The 18,596-nt window shown below is 38.6% G+C and carries 16 protein-coding genes and 1 riboswitch; of the genes, 13 read left to right on the top strand and 3 right to left on the bottom strand.

All coding sequences use genetic code 11. The features are described from left to right. The 3 genes from LS41612_RS18905 to LS41612_RS18895 all read left to right on the top strand — a co-directional run bounded on the left by LS41612_RS18905 (position 1) and on the right by LS41612_RS18895 (position 1,790). Positions 1 to 405 (top strand): DUF1700 domain-containing protein, encoded by a 405-nt coding sequence (locus LS41612_RS18905; RefSeq protein WP_024362243.1) that lies wholly within the window; start codon positions 1 to 3, stop codon positions 403 to 405. Positions 406 to 673: 268 nt separating this feature from the next. Beyond that, positions 674 to 1,441 (top strand): 2,4-dienoyl-CoA reductase, encoded by a 768-nt coding sequence (gene fadH, locus LS41612_RS18900; RefSeq protein WP_024362242.1) that lies wholly within the window; start codon positions 674 to 676, stop codon positions 1,439 to 1,441. A 109-nt stretch (positions 1,442 to 1,550) separates the two neighbouring features. Beyond that, the gene (locus LS41612_RS18895; protein ID WP_024362241.1) at positions 1,551 to 1,790 is read left to right on the top strand and encodes a hypothetical protein; all 240 of its coding nucleotides are present in this window, start codon (positions 1,551 to 1,553) and stop codon (positions 1,788 to 1,790) included. A 109-nt stretch (positions 1,791 to 1,899) separates the two neighbouring features. On the opposite strand, the gene LS41612_RS18890 is transcribed toward LS41612_RS18895, so the two are convergent. Beyond that, positions 1,900 to 2,736, bottom strand: coding sequence for an alpha/beta fold hydrolase (locus LS41612_RS18890; protein WP_024362240.1), 837 nt, complete (start codon positions 2,734 to 2,736; stop codon positions 1,900 to 1,902). A 285-nt stretch (positions 2,737 to 3,021) separates the two neighbouring features. Here LS41612_RS18890 and cbpB point away from each other — a divergent pair, with 285 nt between their 5' ends. From cbpB to LS41612_RS18840, 10 genes are all read left to right on the top strand, one after another. After that, on the top strand, positions 3,022 to 3,465 hold the full coding sequence (cbpB, locus tag LS41612_RS18885) for a cyclic-di-AMP-binding protein CbpB (protein ID WP_024362239.1): 444 nt from the start codon (positions 3,022 to 3,024) through the stop codon (positions 3,463 to 3,465). Positions 3,466 to 3,533: 68 nt separating this feature from the next. Next, on the top strand, positions 3,534 to 4,421 hold the full coding sequence (gene ccpC / locus LS41612_RS18880; protein WP_024362238.1) for a transcriptional regulator CcpC: 888 nt from the start codon (positions 3,534 to 3,536) through the stop codon (positions 4,419 to 4,421). Positions 4,422 to 4,685: 264 nt separating this feature from the next. Continuing rightward, the gene (locus LS41612_RS18875) at positions 4,686 to 7,076 is read left to right on the top strand and encodes a DUF8725 domain-containing protein (RefSeq protein WP_024362237.1); all 2,391 of its coding nucleotides are present in this window, start codon (positions 4,686 to 4,688) and stop codon (positions 7,074 to 7,076) included. Then, positions 7,076 to 8,011 (top strand): ABC transporter ATP-binding protein, encoded by a 936-nt coding sequence (locus LS41612_RS18870; RefSeq protein ID WP_024362236.1) that lies wholly within the window; start codon positions 7,076 to 7,078, stop codon positions 8,009 to 8,011. Before LS41612_RS18875 ends, LS41612_RS18870 begins: the two co-directional genes overlap by 1 nt. After that, positions 8,008 to 8,853, top strand: coding sequence for an ABC transporter permease (locus LS41612_RS18865; protein ID WP_024362235.1), 846 nt, complete (start codon positions 8,008 to 8,010; stop codon positions 8,851 to 8,853). The genes LS41612_RS18870 and LS41612_RS18865 overlap by 4 nt, the downstream gene beginning before the upstream one ends. Before the next feature lie 12 nt (positions 8,854 to 8,865). Further along, positions 8,866 to 10,290 (top strand): DUF8809 domain-containing protein, encoded by a 1,425-nt coding sequence (locus LS41612_RS18860; RefSeq protein ID WP_024362234.1) that lies wholly within the window; start codon positions 8,866 to 8,868, stop codon positions 10,288 to 10,290. 12 nt (positions 10,291 to 10,302) lie between these two features. Continuing rightward, entirely contained in the window at positions 10,303 to 11,298 is a 996-nt protein-coding gene (locus tag LS41612_RS18855; protein ID WP_024362233.1) for an AAA family ATPase, read from the top strand. Next, positions 11,295 to 12,167 carry a DUF58 domain-containing protein gene (locus LS41612_RS18850; RefSeq protein WP_024362232.1) on the top strand — a complete coding sequence of 291 codons (873 nt, stop codon included), beginning with the start codon at positions 11,295 to 11,297 and terminating at the stop codon, positions 12,165 to 12,167. The genes LS41612_RS18855 and LS41612_RS18850 overlap by 4 nt, the downstream gene beginning before the upstream one ends. Before the next feature lie 11 nt (positions 12,168 to 12,178). Continuing rightward, positions 12,179 to 13,924 (top strand): vWA domain-containing protein, encoded by a 1,746-nt coding sequence (locus tag LS41612_RS18845; protein ID WP_024362231.1) that lies wholly within the window; start codon positions 12,179 to 12,181, stop codon positions 13,922 to 13,924. Further along, on the top strand, positions 13,908 to 16,505 hold the full coding sequence (locus tag LS41612_RS18840; RefSeq protein ID WP_024362230.1) for a VWA domain-containing protein: 2,598 nt from the start codon (positions 13,908 to 13,910) through the stop codon (positions 16,503 to 16,505). Before LS41612_RS18845 ends, LS41612_RS18840 begins: the two co-directional genes overlap by 17 nt. Before the next feature lie 53 nt (positions 16,506 to 16,558). On the opposite strand, the gene thiW is transcribed toward LS41612_RS18840, so the two are convergent. Together thiW and LS41612_RS18830 are read right to left on the bottom strand one after the other, a co-directional pair. Then, entirely contained in the window at positions 16,559 to 17,050 is a 492-nt protein-coding gene (thiW, locus tag LS41612_RS18835) for an energy coupling factor transporter S component ThiW (protein ID WP_024362229.1), read from the bottom strand. A 121-nt stretch (positions 17,051 to 17,171) separates the two neighbouring features. After that, positions 17,172 to 17,279: riboswitch (TPP riboswitch) on the bottom strand. Positions 17,280 to 17,342: 63 nt separating this feature from the next. Beyond that, positions 17,343 to 18,539 carry an MFS transporter gene (locus LS41612_RS18830; RefSeq protein ID WP_024362228.1) on the bottom strand — a complete coding sequence of 399 codons (1,197 nt, stop codon included), beginning with the start codon at positions 18,537 to 18,539 and terminating at the stop codon, positions 17,343 to 17,345. Positions 18,540 to 18,596: the final 57 nt, after the last annotated feature.

The following is an 18,596-nucleotide window of genomic DNA, read 5'->3' as shown; positions in this document are numbered from 1 at the left end:
GTGGATAATCACAAGATAAATGACTATATACGTCAACTGGAAATGGAGTTAGAGCCATTACCAAAAAAGGATAGAGATAATCATGTCATGGAAGTAAAAGATCATTTATTGCAGTCCGTAACGAATGGCAAATCAGTGGACGAGGTATTAAAAAGCTTTCTTTTACCTAACGAATTAGCTAAGGAAATTAAAGCTGAGTATCAATACTTGTATAGTGCACCTTCTGCTGAAAATCTGCCTCCTATCAAACAAAAGAGTAGCAAAAAGATATGGATTATATTGTCTGTTTTAGTAGTGGTCATTATTTTCCCTGTTTTTTTAGCGATTGCTGTATTTATAGCAAATGTATCAGATAAACCTACTGACACAAATGGAATTGTTGAGTATGAAGAAATCAGAAATTAATAAATAAAAACGAATTATTTAACATTGGGGAATGCTAAATAATTCGTTTTTATTTGTCTTGAGTTTGTTGTTTGAACGATTCGATTACATGGAAAAATCATAATAACACTAAAATGACCAAGAGCGTCAAGTTAGTCTTTTTGTTTTCATAGATTGATATTCTAAAAAATACAGATATCCACAAATAGTAGAATTAATATGACATTTACGAGAAAATATAGTAAAATAAAATGAATGGTTATTCATTTTTCTTAAAGGGGGAAGTACGATGTTGCAGGGGAAAACGATTATTATTACAGGTGGTTCAAGTGGTATGGGGCTTTATATGGCGAAGCAATTCGTTGCTGAAGGAGCAAACGTTGTAATTGTAGGGCGTAACGAAGAGCGATTAGCGGAAGCAAAAGAGTTTATATTAGCAGCAGGCAATACAATCGAAACATTCCAGATGGATGTTCGTATACCAGAACAGGCGCAGGCAATGGTGGCGTTTGCAGTTGAAAAATTTGGTCGAGTGGATGGACTTGTCAATAATGCTGCTGGTAATTTTATTGTGCGTGCAGAAGATTTGTCGCCAAATGGTTGGAAAGCAGTTGTGGATATCGTTTTAAATGGTACGTTTTATTGTTCTTCTACTGTCGGTAAATATTGGATTGACCAAAAAATTAACGGATCGATTATTAATATGGTGGCGACCTATGCTTGGAATGCAGGTGCTGGTGTAATACATTCGGCGGCTGCAAAAGCTGGTGTATTATCAATGACAAGAACGTTAGCTGTTGAATGGGGCAAACGTTATGGTATACGTGTCAATGCCATTGCGCCAGGGCCAATTGAACGAACGGGCGGAGCAGCAAAACTTTGGGAATCAGAAGCAGCAGCAGCTCGTACACTTGATGCTGTACCACTTGGACGCATCGGTACACCAGAAGAAATAGCGGATTTAGCAACTTTTATGATGTCGGATAAAGCCAGCTATATGAATGGTGAATGTGTCACTTTAGATGGAGGACAGTGGTTAAATCAGTATCCTTTTTAGCATTATCTAGGCTGTCAATGTAGTTAAGTGACTTTTTCCTTGTTGAAATTCATTGCATAATGAGGAGCGGTGTTGATACATACTAAGGGCAAAGAAAGGAGTTTTGCCTATGAGTATGTGGTTGATACCGTCTCTTATTGCAATCACAATCATTTCGGTTATTTCATTTGTTTCGACTATGAAAATTGCCAAAATGACGTCAGAGCGGAAATCAGAAAAGGATACACCGATTTCAGAAACAGTCGAAGAATATGCAACGATGCTAAATCCTATTGTTTGGGTGTACATCATCTTTTTACTTTTTTTAGGAATAATGATTTTTTACTACTGGACTAAGACAGGGTATTAATCAGATTTCAACGAAGTATCACATTTGCCTTGGTTTATGTGATACTTCGTTTTGACATTTGTAAAGATTATGTTCCCACAAACTTTAAATATTATAAGAAAATTTTTTGTTATTGTGTTGTCGTTTTTACAAAGCTATTAAATACTCCTTCTTCCTCGACGAAGGGATTATGACTACTTTCTTCAAAGATTGTTAAGTAAGCATTTGGTATAAGAGAGGCAATTTCTTCAGAAAAAACTAAAGGGCATTGCGTGTCATATTTGCCACAATAAATATAAGTAGGCAATTTGATTGTTTTTAAACTTTCAGTGAGATCAAAGTTCTTTAGTTCAGTAGATATAAAGTAATCTAATCTTTTGTTTACTACCTTTCCGCTATTAGGTCTTGTCATGATTTTGTCATAGCGTTCTTTTTTATAAATGGACATGAGGTTCCATTCTTTATTTAAAGCTCTTCTTTCTTCAAGACTTTTTGTCGGATCTTTAAGCAGTTTTAAAATTTCCAATAGCCTCGAATTATTCGGATTACTTTTACAGTAAATGCTATCAGGATGCGACATATAATGCGAAGATGCGGATAAACCACCTATTATTATTTTTTTCAAAGAATTAGGATGCATCAATGCATAATTTAACCCCAGCATGCCACCTGTAGAGTGTCCAGCAAAACTCCATTGTGCAAAGCCTAATGCACTTCTAATAGCTTCTAAATCTTGGACACTATTTTTAAAACTGAAATCATCGTGTACTGTTGAATCACTTGAGTTTCCACAGCCCCTTAAGTTTATTAAATAGACTGTATAGTGTGTAGTAAAAGGTGCAGCGAAAATATTGCCATTACTATTAAACGCTGTATATTGATGTGTTATACAGAGTGGCTCACCTTTTCCCATTTTAAAATACTCGAAGTTTCCGCGAGGAGTTTCAACCATATTTTGCGTCCACATAAAATACCTCCAATGTTTTTTATTTCATTATAGCAATACAAAAATGTAAAAAATTAGTTTTTACAACTGTGCAAAGATTTTATAGTCGGTCTTTTGCATTAACTTTAGAAAAACGGGGAAAATAAATTGATATTTCATATTGTCTAAAACAGAAATATCCATAATATACATTGTTTATGAAAAACTCTTCTTGACCTTGTCGTGGTCATAGTCGGAAACATTGTGATATGATAAAAGAGAAGGATCCTGTTCTGCAAAGCAAGGACAGAAAAGGAGAAGAAGTTCATGATTTCAACTAACAGCAAAGACTTATTAGCAATGCCAATTAGTGATTTTATTATTTCATCCGAAAAGGTTGCACATGTACAAAGTGGTAATAGTGCCGAGCATGCACTGCTTGTACTGACACGTACAGGGTACTCGTCCATACCTGTATTAGATTTGAAATATCGCCTTCAAGGTTTATTGAGCATGAAAATGATTACAGAATCTATTCTAGGTCTCGAACATATTGAATATGAAAAATTACCAAATATTAAAGTAGATACAATAATGGAAAAAGATATAGCCGTTCTAAAGATGACGGATACTTTCCAACGAGCTTTAGATTTGGTTATTAACCATGCGTTTTTATGTGTAATAGATGAAGATGGTACATTTGCAGGGATTTTAACAAGACGCGTTATTTTAAAACAGTTGAAAAAATATATCTATCAAAAAGAGAAGTAGTGTAAGAGGGGACTCAGGTGCAACATCTTGAGGTCCCCCTTTACTTGTATTGGAGGTTTAGGTGATTGATGGCAACAGAGGCAGAAATTTTGAAAGTTTTAGCTGAGGAACGCAATATGCGTAAAGCAGCGGAGCGGTTGTTTTTATCGCAACCTGCACTTTCACAACGGTTGCAATCGATTGAAAAAGATTGGGGTGCACAGCTGTTTATTCGTTCGCAAAAGGGGCTTACAGCAACCCCTGCAGGAGAGCACGTTATAGCGTATGCAACAGATATGCTTGCTAAAAAAGAAGAAATCTTTGAAATGATTCAATCGTTAACAACAAAAGTAAATGGGACATTGAAAATTGCTTGTGCTTCCATTGTCGGGCAAAACTGGCTTCCTAAAATAATAAAAGATTTTGTAACAAAATATCCAGAAGCTAAAATATCACTTATGACTGGTTGGAGCTCGGAAATTGTCAAAGCTTTATATGAGGGCGAGGCCCATATTGGCATTGTGCGTGGGCAGGTTGATTGGAAAGGTGAAAAGATTCATCTTTTCCGCGATACGTTGTACTTAGTAGATCGGGAGTTAAAAACGATTGAAGATGTGCTGACAACTGATCGCCCATTTATTCAATTTAAAAGTGATTCCAATTACTATCAGGAAATACAGCAATGGTGGCAACAGCATTTTGCTTCAAATCCTAGAAGACAAATTTTGGTAGACCAAATTGAAATATGTAAGCAAATGGCGTTAAATGGCATAGGTTATGCCATACTACCGTCCATCACGCTAAATGAGCATGATGGGGTTAATAAAATTGCGCTCACTAACAATGAAAAAGAATTTGGTTTAACACGAGATACATGGTTAATAGGCTATGAGTCTTCCTTTGAATTACGCCAAGTAGAAGCATTTGTAGAGGTTGTACAAGATCATGCCCGATGCCTGTTTGACTATACAAATTAAATATTTTCATGCTAAAGTGGCTTCGGATTAAAGAGTAAAGTGTTAGATTGATCGCATTCATTCTAACACTTTTTCGTATTGTCCATGCTGTCCCGCAGGTCGCGTCTTCGCTACCATTAATTAAATTGTTTGAGTGCCTGGCACCTCCCTAAATCTTAAGAGTTTATGAATATTCATGAAGATATCATAAGAAATGGAACAAAATGCACAAAAAAACGTATAATTATGTAATCATCTAAAAGCAAAGGAAAAGGGGTTGAGTTTTTGAAGAAATTAAATATTACCGCACTAATAGTTTTATTAATGCTTGTTATGAGCTATGCTCTGCCTATTTCTGAGGCGAGCGCCGCACCTACTTTAGAGGTACAAGCTAAAACAGGAATTGCAGGAAAGGCAAAATATCAATCAGTTACGCCTTTGCAAGTAACTGTAAAAAATAACGGGCCTGATTTTTCTGGAGATATGGCGATCAATGCCTTTAATTCTTATCAAGCAGCTTCAGCACTAGTTGTGCCAATAGATATAGCAGCAGGTGAGGAAAAAACAGTTACACTTTATTTGGACGGTTTAGCTGATTATGGGTATTCCGATGGCGATGTTTTTGCCTTTTATGAGGGCAACATTGAAAAAGGAAAAAAAGTTGCTTATAAAGGAACAAAGCGGTTACAGGCGAATTTTTTAGAAGCCAATTCAACATTTATTTATACGTTAACAGATAAAAGCGACCGTTTGACTGCCTATTTAAAGTTACCGCAACTTTTTCCATCCAATAGTGTAGAAGTATTTAACTTAAATCAATTAAAAGACTACACATTACCTGATGTTGCACAAGGCTATGCAATGGCGGATATCATTGCAGTAGATGAGGTTGCGATAGCTGATTTAACGCAAAAACAGCAGGAAGCATTATTAAGATGGGTGCAAGATGGTGGTACATTATTGCTTGGCAGCTCTGAGCAAATCAATGCAACTGCAGGTATTTTTAAAGAATATTTGCCACTTACATTATCCCAACAAACGACGACTGTTTCAGCAGATAGCTTAACGAAATTATCGGGAGGCGGTATTTTCACGCAGGCAATTTCGGTCTATACAGCAACGGAAAATGAAGGCAGTATCCCTGTTTTAAAAGACAATACTAATATTCTAGCTGCTAAGAAAAAGGTTGGTAGTGGAGAAATTGTCCAAACAACTTTTTCATTAGGAGACCAGCCATTAGCATCTATGGACGGCTATGCGGCATTAACAGCGAAAATGTTCGACATTCAAACTATGTCTCAGCAAACAGTGATGCAAGGTCAATCTACAATGGATCAGCTTTCTAGCGAGTTAGGTAGTATTAACGAATTATTCCCATCATTCGAAGTGTCCGTTAGCTATATGCTTATCGTCATTATTCTTTATATTTTAGTAATTGGTCCAATCCTTTACTTTGTATTAAAGAGAATGGATAAACGAGAGCATGCATGGTGGGTTATTCCTACGATTTCAGTGGTACTGTCGATTGTCCTATTTGTTTTTGGCGCAAAAGATCGTATTGTGCAGCCACAAGTACAACAATCCGCATTCTTTAAAGTAAATGAAGATAGCAGCGTGAATGGTTATTATGTAGAATCGATTTTAACAAATCGCAGTGGTGATTTTGTAGTGAATGCTGATAAAGATACGACTGCAGTAGCTTTCCGCAATAATTATAATCTTACAGGTTCAGTAGGCGCGTTACATGAATCGTCGTATATTAAGGAACACGCCAATGGATCCGCATTAACATTGCGCGATTTAAGTTATTGGTCTGTCCAATCTTTTGGGGGGAAAACAGCTGCTCAAAAGATAGGTAAAATGGATATTGATATTACATTGAAAAATGAAAAATTGTCTGGGACAGTTAAAAATAACTTCCCGTTTGCATTAAAGGATGTCACGGTTATTTCGGGTACAAAAGAAGTGAAGCTTGGTGATATTGAACCAAATGCTACACTGAAGGTGGACAAAGAGCTGAAAACAACAGTTCTTCAAAAACCAACACACTTTAATAATTATAATTATAACTATCCAAAGTCGAAGGAAGAGGTTGACCCATTACGCATTGAGCGCATGAAGTCTCAAGCCCTTCTATTACTAGAAAGTGAGAAACAACCTGTCATTACAGCTTGGGCAGAGCAAGCAATTGTAGGTGTAGAACTTGAAACAAGTGTCAACATGTCACCTATTTCTTATTTCGTACAGCCATTCGATGGAAAAGTTGAAATGTCAGGTCCATTTACGTTAAAACGTAATAACTTTTCATATAATTTGAGCGCACAATCGCCAAATGCCGTTTTCGATAAAATGGATGAGCAATTAAATACTTGGTACATGTCAGAAGGTTTATATGAATTGTCGATAGAGATGCCAGACCATTTTATGGACTTTGTTCAAACCCTAGATGAACTTACAATTTCGAATAAAGATGTTCAACGAATGCAGTTATCCATTTGGAATAACAAAACGGGCGACTATGAACCGTTAGTTGATACGAAGCAAGTGTTTACAAATGATATTACGCAATACTTCAATGATAAGGGTAAGCTGCTGTTGGAGATTAAATTTGGACCAGATCAAACAGGCGAGCAGACAAAATTACCTGAAATAGAGCTGAAAGGAGTGGCGAAGTAATGATAGAGATTCGTGATTTAACGAAAAAATACGGCGCTTTCACAGCACTAGATCATTTAAATCTATCACTGGAGGAAGGTGTAGTATTTGGCTTTGTAGGGGCTAATGGTGCCGGAAAATCGACAACGTTTTCGATTTTAGCTACATTGCTATCCCCAACTTCAGGCGATGCATTGATCAATGGAAAAAGTGTGATTAAGGAACCGAAAGAAGTTCGGAAACAAATAGGCTATATGCCAGATTTCTTTGGTGTGTACGATCAACTTAAAGTAGATGAGTATTTAGACTTTTATGGGGCGAGTTATGGCATTGGCGCGCAGGAGCGTAAAGTTCTTATACCGCAGTTATTAGAGTTAGTTAATTTAACGAATAAACGTTTTGAATATGTTGATTTACTATCGCGTGGGATGAAGCAACGCCTTTGTTTAGCACGAGCTCTGATTCATGATCCAAAGGTCTTAATATTGGATGAACCTGCTTCAGGCCTAGATCCACGCGCACGAGTAGAGATGCGAGATATTTTAAGAAATTTAAAATCCATGGGGAAAACTATTTTAATCTCCTCGCATATTTTGCCAGAGCTAGCGGAAATGTGTGATGAAATCGGCGTTATTGATAATGGTAAATTGATTGCACATGGCAATGTTGCTTCCATTCAAGCTCAGCTACAAGGTGAAAAGCGAATCGTTATCAAAGTATCAGATTGTTTACAAGAGGTACGCGCATTTTTAGAGGAAGATCCATTAATTTCTTCAATAGATGTTATGGACAATCGTTTAGAAATTGCTTTTAACTATCGCGGCACAGATCAGGAACAAATAGTATTACTGAAAAAAGCGATGCTTGCAGATTTACCAATTTATGCATTAAGCGAGGAAGAAAAAGATTTAGAAGACGTCTTTATGGCGATTACGAAGGGAGCGGACAGTCAATGATGGAAAGGTTTTATAATCCCGTCCTTGTAAAAGAATTGAAGTTACGCTTCCGTTCTTTTAAAAGTTTTTCTGGTTTAATGTTTTATCTAGCGGTGATTTGTATTTTTATTGCAGGTTTCTTACTGCTGACAACAGAATTTACAGGCAAAGGGTTTTTTAGACCTGATACAAGTTTTATGATGTTTGCCGTACTAACAATATTGCAAATGGCACTCGTTCTTTTCATTACACCGAGTTTAACTGCTGGGGCAATTAGTAGTGAACGAGAAAAACAAACGTTAAATATTTTATTAACAACAACACAAAGCTCGACACAAATTATTATTGGTAAATTATTATCTTCGGTAGCATTTTTAGTATTGATGTTAGTCGCAGGGCTACCATTGTATAGTTTAGTCTTTCTATTTGGTGGGGTGTCCCCTTCCCAACTAATTTCAATCTTTTTATTTTACCTATTAACAGTTGTTGCAATCGGTAGCGTTGGGGTTATGTTTTCAACTATTACGAAGAAAACGATTGTTGCTATGATTGCTACGTATGGCTCCATCATTTTCTTAGGGGGAATTACAGCATTTTTCTTCTTCCTATCAATGGCATTCCATCAAATGGGCAATACGATTGCTACAAGCTCATCCTTTATGACGTACTTCTGGGCTTCGATTAATCCAGGTGCATTAATGCTTACGCTTATTTCGCCCTCTATGGGAGATGCGTTAGCAGAGCTAAGTGGCATTGATATACCGGTATGGATAACCTACTTACTAATTTATGTTTTGATTATTGTGTTAAGTTTAACGATTGCGATTAAGAAATTACGTGCCAATATGAAAAGTAATCGATGAGGAGGAAACAGCATGGAGCGTCGGAAGCAATTACGAAAATATATTCAGCGTGCACAACACAGTTTAACTTTTGAGAGAAGCCTACCTATTGCACAATACGGGTTGTTTTTAGCATTGCTTTCGAGTGCTTCACTTGTCCTCGTATCAAGATTATTTGTTTGGCCTTATTATCGTCAAATTGCTGTTGTTGTCTTTATACTTGGCCTATTTGCAACAATTGTTATGATGTGGTGGCGACGTGTCAAAGAAAAGGAAGCATTGTATGCACTTGACTATTATTTTTCACATAATGAACTTGTAACGGCACTGTCTTTTAAAAACGACGATGACCCACTGATCCAATCTTTACTTGCAAAGGCGATTCAAAAGTCAGAACAAGCATTTGCTCAGTTTAAAGCAAGAAAGAAAAATTTGTTTCGACCTAAAGCATTTATTGGCCTCTTTGCCACAGCTATTGTTTTAGCAATACTTTATATGTTCCCAGCGGCAACGCAAATTGAAGCGATTGAAGTGGAAAAAGAAAAGGCTGTGATTGAGGACATAAAAAAAGAAGTGGCGAAGTTAGAAAAAAAAGCTGAGACAAAAGAAGTGAAAGAGCAGCTAAAAGAATTACAAAATACGTTAAAAGAAACGCAAACAGCGGAAGAAGCATTACGAGAAGTCGTGAAAAAGCAGAAGGAATTAGCTTTAAAAGAACAGCAATTAAAAGATAAGCAGACAGCGAATAAAGATGGTGCTGGCGATAATAAAGCTTTATCACAAGAGGAACTCGAACAGTTGAAAGAGCTTGCCCAAATGCAGCAACAGCTTACACAAAGTGCAAATACAACGCAAACAGCGATGAGCAACTTAGGGAAACCAGCTAGTAATACATTGCAAAATGCCATTGCTAGTGCAAACAGCACAAATAATAATCAGCAAAACAGTGCAAATTCGAATCAACACTCTTCCGGTAACGCACAACCTAGTAGTCAACAAGGTCAAAATAATTCCCAGCAAGCAACAAGTAATGGCCAGTCACAAGGAAAGCAACCAAGCCAAGGCCAAGGACAGGGGCAAGGACAAGGCCAAGGCCAGGGGCAAGGCCAGGGGCAAGGTCAAGGCCAAGGACAAGGACAAGGACAGGGTCAAGGTCAAGGAAGTGGTTCAGGTCTAGGAAAGGGTGCGGGGAGTGGTCAAGGAAGCCGAGATTTATTGACTACACCAAGGCTTGGCGGTTCTAGCGAAACGACTGTCGATAGTGGGCAATTAGGAGACGGTTCGCATGTTTCCGAGCAACAAGGTAATGGACCAATTACAAAAGGTACCATTAGACCGTATGATGAAGTGATTGGCTCCTATAAAGATAGCTATTTGGAAAGCTCACAGCGTTTACAATTGCCGAAGGATTTACAAAATGTCGTGCAATCTTATTTCACGACAATTGAGTCGCAGTAGGAGGAGAAAAAAATGGCATTTACAGAACAACAGTATGTCGAAACGGGTACGAAATTACAACAAGTAAAAGATGAAATTCATCGCTTTATTGTTGGACAAGAGGAAGCAATTGATTACACATTATATGCAGTCCTTGCAGATGGCCATGCACTGTTAGAGGGGCTTCCTGGTTTAGGGAAAACGATGCTTATTCGGACTATCTCTGAAGTGCTAGATTTATCGTTCTCACGTATTCAATTTACCCCAGATTTAATGCCTGCTGATATTACAGGAACAAGTATGATTGAGCGAACAGCAGATGGGAGACAGCAGTTTACATTCCAGCCAGGACCAATTTTTAGTCAAATGGTTTTAGCCGATGAAATTAACCGTGCTACACCTAAAACTCAAAGTGCGTTGCTTGAAGCGATGGGGGAAAAAACGGTAACGATTTTAGGAGATACGAAGAAAATGGCAAAACCATTTTTCGTCTTGGCAACACAAAACCCAATTGAAATGGAGGGTACATATCCTTTACCAGAAGCGCAAATGGACCGTTTCCTGTGCAAAATTCTCGTCCCATATCCAGAGAAAAATGAACTAATGGAAATTATGAAACGTACTACAGGTGCGCACGAAGTTAGCTTGCAAAAAGTGTTGGATACTGATGAACTAATTTTGGCACAACAAATGGTGAAGGAAGTACTAATTGCCGATGAGATGCTTGAGTTTGCAGCAGACCTTGTAGTGGCAACACATCCTGAAAAAGAAGATGCTATAGATGAAGTAAAGCGCTATGTCATGTATGGTAGCGGTCCACGTGGCTTACAAAGCTTAATTAAATTGGCAAAAGCTAGAGCACTGATGAGTGGACGTTTTCATGTATCTGTTGGGGATATTAAGTCAGTGGCGAAGCCCGTCTTACGTCACCGAATGCTGCTGAATTATGAAGGGGAGGCTTCAGGTAAGACAGCAGATGATGTGATAGACGTTATTTTAGAGAAAGTCCAACAAGGCGTAAGTCGATGACAAAAAATATTTTGCCCGAGGATTGGTTAGCGAAAATAAGTCGTTTCCAAGTGGCGACTGCCTCCAAATTGCGTGGCCAGCATAAAGGCTCGCATCGTTCGCAGCGCTTCGGGGCATCCCTCGATTTCTCTGATTTTCGCGAATATCATTTAGGTGATGATGTGCGACAAGTAGATTGGAACGTCTTTGCGAGAACCGATAAATATTTTATTAAACGTTTTTTAGATGAACAAGAAATGCGGGTGCATATTTTATTGGATGCAACAAAATCAATGGGTGAGCAAGTCAAATGGACATTTGCTCGGCAAATTGTTGCATCACTTGGTTTAATGGTACTTGGTCGTGATGATCGCTTATCATTTTCTTATGTGCAAGATGACGTGAAACCTCCATTTCGTCGTAAAGGGGCTATGTACCGTCGCGCATTTTTGCAAGTTGTTACAGATATAGAAGAAGCCAACTATACAGCAAGCTTTTCTCAAGGGGCATTAAAGGCTATACCAAAAGATAGCACAGTATTATTTATCGTAACAGATGGGCTTGAATCGATCGAGGAATGGGAACAGTTATTGAAAAGATTGCCTCGTTTTGCAGGAGATGTCCGCATTATACAAGTTGTCACAGAAGAAGAACTTCATCCGCAATATGCGGGAGATGTTCGTTTAGTGGATAGTGAAACAGGGCGTGATGTCAATGTCACGATGTCATCAAAAGTACTAGATACGTATGACACAAGGCGTCGCCTCCATGAAGAAGAGTTTGAAGCTATTTGCCGTCGCTTTGGTGTGCGTAAACTGCAGCTTAAGGTAGAAGACGGTTTGCAACATGCAATCTTTCAACAATTACTAAAAGCACATTGGATTAGGTGAGGTGAGCCGTTATGGGCTTTAGTCAAATTATTTTTAGCTGGACGGCCATCTTCCCGGTCATTGTCCTGCTCTATTATTTCTTCCGAAAAAAATATACCGATCAACCAGTGTCCTCAACACTTTTTTGGTCTGAAATTATGCAAGAAACAAGAGTTTCTCCATATTTAAAGCATTTACAAAAAAATGCATTACTGTATTTGCAATTGCTGGCATTACTTTTACTAGTGTTAACACTCATCAATCCTTATATGAAAAAAAGTACGATTGTGGGTGCACAGACGATTTTTATCGTGGATACATCAGCTACAATGTTAGCAGGGAAAGAGCAATCTACATTTGATGCTCATAAAAAAGAAATGCAATCATTGGTAGAACAGCTGGACGGACGACCTGTTACATTAATTACGACTGGCAATGCTCCACAAGCAGTGTTACAGCAAGAAACAAATGTAAAAACGATTGAAAAAACCATACAAGATTTACATGTAACATATGAAACTGCCCAAATGAATAAAGCGCTTGATGTGGCACAAGCTTTTGTTGGTGATAGTCCAACGTCAATTTATGTTTTCACAGATGCACTTGATAAAAAGCAATTACCGATGGAAAAGGAATCTGTGAAATGGCTTGTACACGGTTCTGCAAAAGATTTAACGAATGTTGCTATTACGCGCTTTGCTGCGACGACAGATGGTAAATCTACGATGGCGTTAGTGCAGCTCCAAAATGATACCGATAAAGAGCAAAAGCTAACACTTACACTACAAAATAGTAAAGGTGATGTACTAGTAGACGAACCTATTTCTTTGGCAGCAAACGAAGCAGTATCTAAATCATTTAAAGATTTACCATTAATGGATACGGTGACAGCTAAAATTAATGTAAAAGATGATTATGCGATTGATAATATCCAATCAGTCGTGTTACAAACGGCTACAGCGAATATTGTAGTCGATCAAAACATGCATCAGCTTATTCAAAAAGGGTTTCAAGCTATTAATGACAACGTAAAAATTGTACCGCCCTTGCAGCTTGCGGATAATCAAGGAGCTAGCATTGTAACGAATCAAACATCATTACTTCAAAAGATGGAGAGACCCATTGTATTATTTGGGCGGGATGATATTGAAAAAGTAGATGTTAATGGTGAAGTAAAAACAACGAGCGATGCTTTATTTGCATTTAGTGAGTTAAATGATATTTATGTCAGTGCTTTATATCCTCCATTCGATGATTATAAAACAATCGCCACAGTTGGAGAAAAACCATTTATCCAACGAACACCTGAAGGGGATATTATCGTCCTTGCTGATATTGCAGATACAGATTGGCCACTCTATCCATCGTTTCCTTTATTTTTATGGAGTGTGGAACAGCAATTATCTGAATCGGTAGGTTCCCTTGGGATTTTTGCACCAAATGAGCAACGTTCAGTCGCGTTATCACAGGGTGATTGGAGTGTTTATTCTCAGGATGATGAATTTTTATCGACTATTACGAATGGCTTACTAACTGCTCCAATGAAGCCAGGTATGTATACAGCTCGCTCAAACAGTGAGGAAAAGCGTTTTATCGTGCAACTACAAGCACAGGAACGTGTAATAGAAGAAGGAACAAGCTATACGCTTGGAGAGCTTCAGCAAAATGGCAAGGAAGAAGTGTCGAAAGCTTCGTTTGTACCTTGGCTAATACTCATTATTTTAAGTTTGCTTGTCGCAGAGTGGGAGGTGCAACGACGTCGTGGATTTACGAATTGATATGCCATTAGCGTTATTGTTATTACTGCCATTGTTTATGTATTTTGGATGGACTTATTGGCGCGAGCGCATGCTCTTGAAAAAAAGTCATCTAGTTGTATTGGGCATTCGAGTAATAGCCATCGTCTGTTTAGTTTTTGCATTGGCAGCACCTTATCTGTTATTGCCAGTAAAGGACGAGCAAGTCTTATATTTAGTTGACCGCTCTGCTTCGATGAATCGTACAGAGGCAGAAATCGTTAGTTTTATAGAGGAAAGTTTGAAATCGAAAAAGGAAGATCAACTTGCAGGGATTTACTCATTTTCATCAACTCTCCAAACGGAAGCGATTTTATCAAAATCCTTAAAAGATGTTCCGAAATTTACTGAGGTTAAAGGAACAGACCAAACAAATATAGAACAAAGTCTTCAGCTTGCAACAGGTATTGTTGATCCGAAAAAGGCGACTAGACTTGTATTACTAACAGATGCCAATGAAACACAAGGCAATGCGTTAGAATTTGCCACGAAGCTAAAAGGCTCCAATATTAGTGTAGATGTCGTGCCGTTTCATCAAAATGTGACGAATGATGTGTCACTGAAAAGCTTTGTGACACCACAAATAGCTTACGTAGGTGAACAGCAACAGCTTGTGACGGAAGTCAATGCCACAGCGGCAGGGCAAGGTGAATTATTGCTGTACGAAAATGACAAACTGATTCATCGTGAGTCGGTGGAGCTTGCTCAAGGTTCCAATGTTTTTACTTATAAACATACGGCAACTGCAGAGGGGCTTGTGAAATATGAGGCGCTCGTGCAAGTTGGACAGGATGCCATTTTTGAAAATAATAAATTAACAAGTGTGACGATGGTACAAAGCGAGCCACATTTACTGATTGTCAATGGCTACGATACGGCATCACCAATTGCTGCAGCTCTAGGATCAAATTCAATTTCCTATGATGTTGTGGATGCAGCAAGCTTACCAAATGAACTGTCTAGTTATTTGCAATATAACGCGATTATTTTTGATAATGTTCCTGGACACTTAGTTGGAGAGGCAAAGATGAGCGTTATTGAACAGGCAGTGAAAAACTTTGGTGTTGGCTTTACAATGGTCGGCGGTGAAAATAGCTTCGGCTTGGGTGGTTATTTTAAAACACCGATTGAAACATTACTACCTGTTGAGATGGAGATAAAAGGCAAAGAACAATTGCCATCTTTAGGGCTCGTCATTGTACTTGACCGTTCAGGAAGTATGTATGGCTCAAAACTAGAGCTTGCGAAAGAAGCGGCGGCTCGATCTGTTGAAATGTTACGAGATGAAGATACGCTAGGATTTATCGCCTTTGATGATCGCCCTTGGGAAATCATCGAAACTGGACCATTAGGCAATAAAGAAGAAGCCGTCGATACGATTTTATCGGTTACGCCTGGTGGTGGTACAGAAATTTATCGTTCATTGGCAGCAGCCTATGATAGTTTAGCTGATTTAAAATTGCAAAGGAAACATATTATTTTACTTACAGATGGACAATCACAAGCTGGCAATTATGAGGATTTAATTGAAACGGGGAAAGAACAAGGAGTGACACTGTCAACTGTGGCGATTGGACAAGATGCTGATGGCAATCTTCTGCAAGGGCTAAGTGAAATGGGCAGTGGTCGCTTCTATGATGTCATCGATGAACAGACAATTCCTTCGATTTTATCACGTGAGACAGCGATGATTTCACGTACTTATATTGAAGACAATCCTTTCTATCCAACAATCTACAATGCATCTGGCTGGAATGCATTATTTGCGAATGGTGTGCCACAAATGAATGCCTACATTGGCACAACAGCGAAGCAGGGAGCTGCTGTTATAGCAGAAAGTGAGAAAGAAGATCCGGTATTAGCACAATGGCAATATGGACTTGGTAAAACTTTTGCTTTCACATCCGATTCAACGGGGAAATGGGCTGGTGACTGGGCAAGATGGCAGGAATGGGGAACATTTTGGCAAACCATTATATCGCAAATGCTACCAAGTTATAATGATGTCGCCTATGATGTACGTCTTGATACAGATGGTTCATTTATTATCACCGATCCGACAAATGAAGCAGCATTTTTAGATATTGTTGCTGTCGATGAAGCTGGTGAGGAGCTTGATATACAGCTTGAAACGCTATCTGCCTCGCAAGTACGCGCGGTTGTCCAAGCGAAGCCTGGTTTGATTTTCTTCCGCATCGCTGATGAAGAGCAGGCTATTTACCAAGCAGGTCTTAGTGTACCTTACAGTGCTGAATATGAATTACGTCCTGTGAATGAAACCGTAGTAGAGCAACTAACAAAGCAAACTGGCGGCTCAGTGTTGAAAGAACCACAAGAAGTGTTCCGTGATTTCACAAACAAAGGAGCAGAGCGCCAAAATATTGCGACATGGCTACTCTTAGCAGGGATGTTGCTATTCTTCTTGGATATTACGATTCGACGCTTTGGTTGGCGCTTTATAACAAGTCGCAGGCACAATGAAAAGCCTGTAGACGAAACAGCCGTGCAGGTGGAAAACACCAATGTTGCGCAGTTATTAAAAGGCATGAAAAAACGCTCATAATAAAAAGATGGCACATTGCGAAAAAAGCATGTGCCATCTTTTTTTGAACATAGCTACTTAGTAATAAGAATAGACGGTGCGGTTTTCCGAAGACTGCTCGCGATGATAATGCCGAGACATGCCCCAATCAAACTAGATGTCAAAAAGGCGGGCATAAAAAATAATGCAGCTACGGATGTTCCCATAAATAATTGCGCATAAGGTACAGCGATTAGTGAAGCAAGGATACCTGTGCCGAATACTTCACCAACTCCTGCTAGCCATTTCTTGCCGCTATATTTATAAGCAAAAGCAGCACATGCTGCACCGATGACACTTCCGGGGATCGCTAAAAGAGAGCCTGTGCCTGTTAGTATGCGAATAATGGCTGTTAGCAAAGCAACGATAATGGTAGGCACAGGCCCTAGTAAAATGGCACCGATAACATTAATAGCATGTTGTACAGGATAGGCACGAGCAATCCCAGTTGGAATCGAGACAAATATAGAGCCTGCTACAGCAATAGCAACCAATAAAGCCATGATAGTTAGTTTTTGAATAGCCATGATAGTTCCTCCTTTATTTTATAGAACATGTGGAATTGTTGGTAAAACGACCTAATGGATGACAAAAAGACCGCTCCCCCTAAACAAAAGGAAGCGGTCTTGTATTTGATAATGACACAATAAGCAAGAGTCGCCACTTCCCTCCGCTAGTGTGAACTAGATTAGGTTCAAAGGGTCCGTATATGACCATATACGTCTCAGCCTTGTAAAGACTCCCCTAGTGGTAAACATGATATTAAATTTCTACTAATAAATGTAACATAACATCTATATTAGTCAACGCTATTTCACATTATTTCGAGTCAGGTTGCATAAGATGTGGCGCCTTTTTTAAAGTCCAAATAAGTGCTAAGAAGAAGCAGGCCATTAAAATAATTGCCCCGAAAATATAAGGACTATTTATATTCCAATCAAAAAGAACGCCTGCTAGTGCTGGCCCAATCATATTGCCGAGACTCATATACGCATTATTAAGACCAGCGGCAAAGCCTTGCTCATTTTCAGCCAGTTTAGAAATTAATGTGTTAACGGCAGGGCGAATTAGTGTAGTGGCTGTTGAGAAAACCGTTGCAACAATTAATATTAGTGCAAAACCAGATACAAATAATATTGCATAAATTGCTACAGCCGCAATAAATAAATTGACTAACACAACTTTCATTTCACCAAAACGTTTAAAGAGTGGTGTAATGACAAACATTTGAACAATAACACCAAATGCACCACCTACAGTCAGCAAGATAGCAATATCGGCAGGCGTGTAATTAAACTTGTCCGTTACAAATAATGATAATGTCGTTTGAAAATTAGCGATGCCAAACGAGAATACTAGCATAATAATAAGCATGACAAAGTATGGCATTTTGACTGAACGTACCATCTGCTTTGCAAGATTTTCTTGTTTTTGAGCTTTCTGAGCTGCAGTGGGCTTTGTGGAAGGTAGTAAAAATACCGATAGAATAGAAGCAATAATAGCTGCTCCACCAGCCGTAAAGAATGGGAAATGCAAGCTAACTTTCGATAGAAACCCGCCAATACCAGGTCCAATCATAAAACCAAGAGACATGGCAGCTCCTAACATGCCCATTCCTTTTCCTCGTTCTTCATACGTTGTGACATCTGCCACAAACGCCATAATAGGCGGTGCAACAAAGGCTGAACCTAAACCACCTAAGAAACGGGCAACAAAAAGCATCCATACATCTGTAGATAAACCAAATGAAATTTGCCCAAGGCCAGTGACAATCAGACCAAAGATAATCAAATTTTTTCGACCATATCGATCTGAGAGATTCCCAGCAATTGGAGAAAAAACGAATTGTGCTAAGGCGAACGTTGCAATTAGCATGCCAAGAACTTGTCCTGCTGCTCCAAATATTTTTAAATACTCTGGCATAACAGGAATAATAATCCCAATACTCCCCATTGCGATAAACATATTAAACATTAAAATATACAACGCGGCCTTATTAGACTTCTGCTGGGTCATCGAATACCCCCCTTTATTTACTATTAAAACATTACTAAAGTCTATCATAAAGAAATA

The sequence above is a fragment of the Lysinibacillus sphaericus genome (assembly GCF_002982115.1).
GTDB classification, from domain to species: domain Bacteria; phylum Bacillota; class Bacilli; order Bacillales_A; family Planococcaceae; genus Lysinibacillus; species Lysinibacillus sphaericus.
This window is presented reverse-complemented; position numbering and strand designations above follow the sequence as displayed.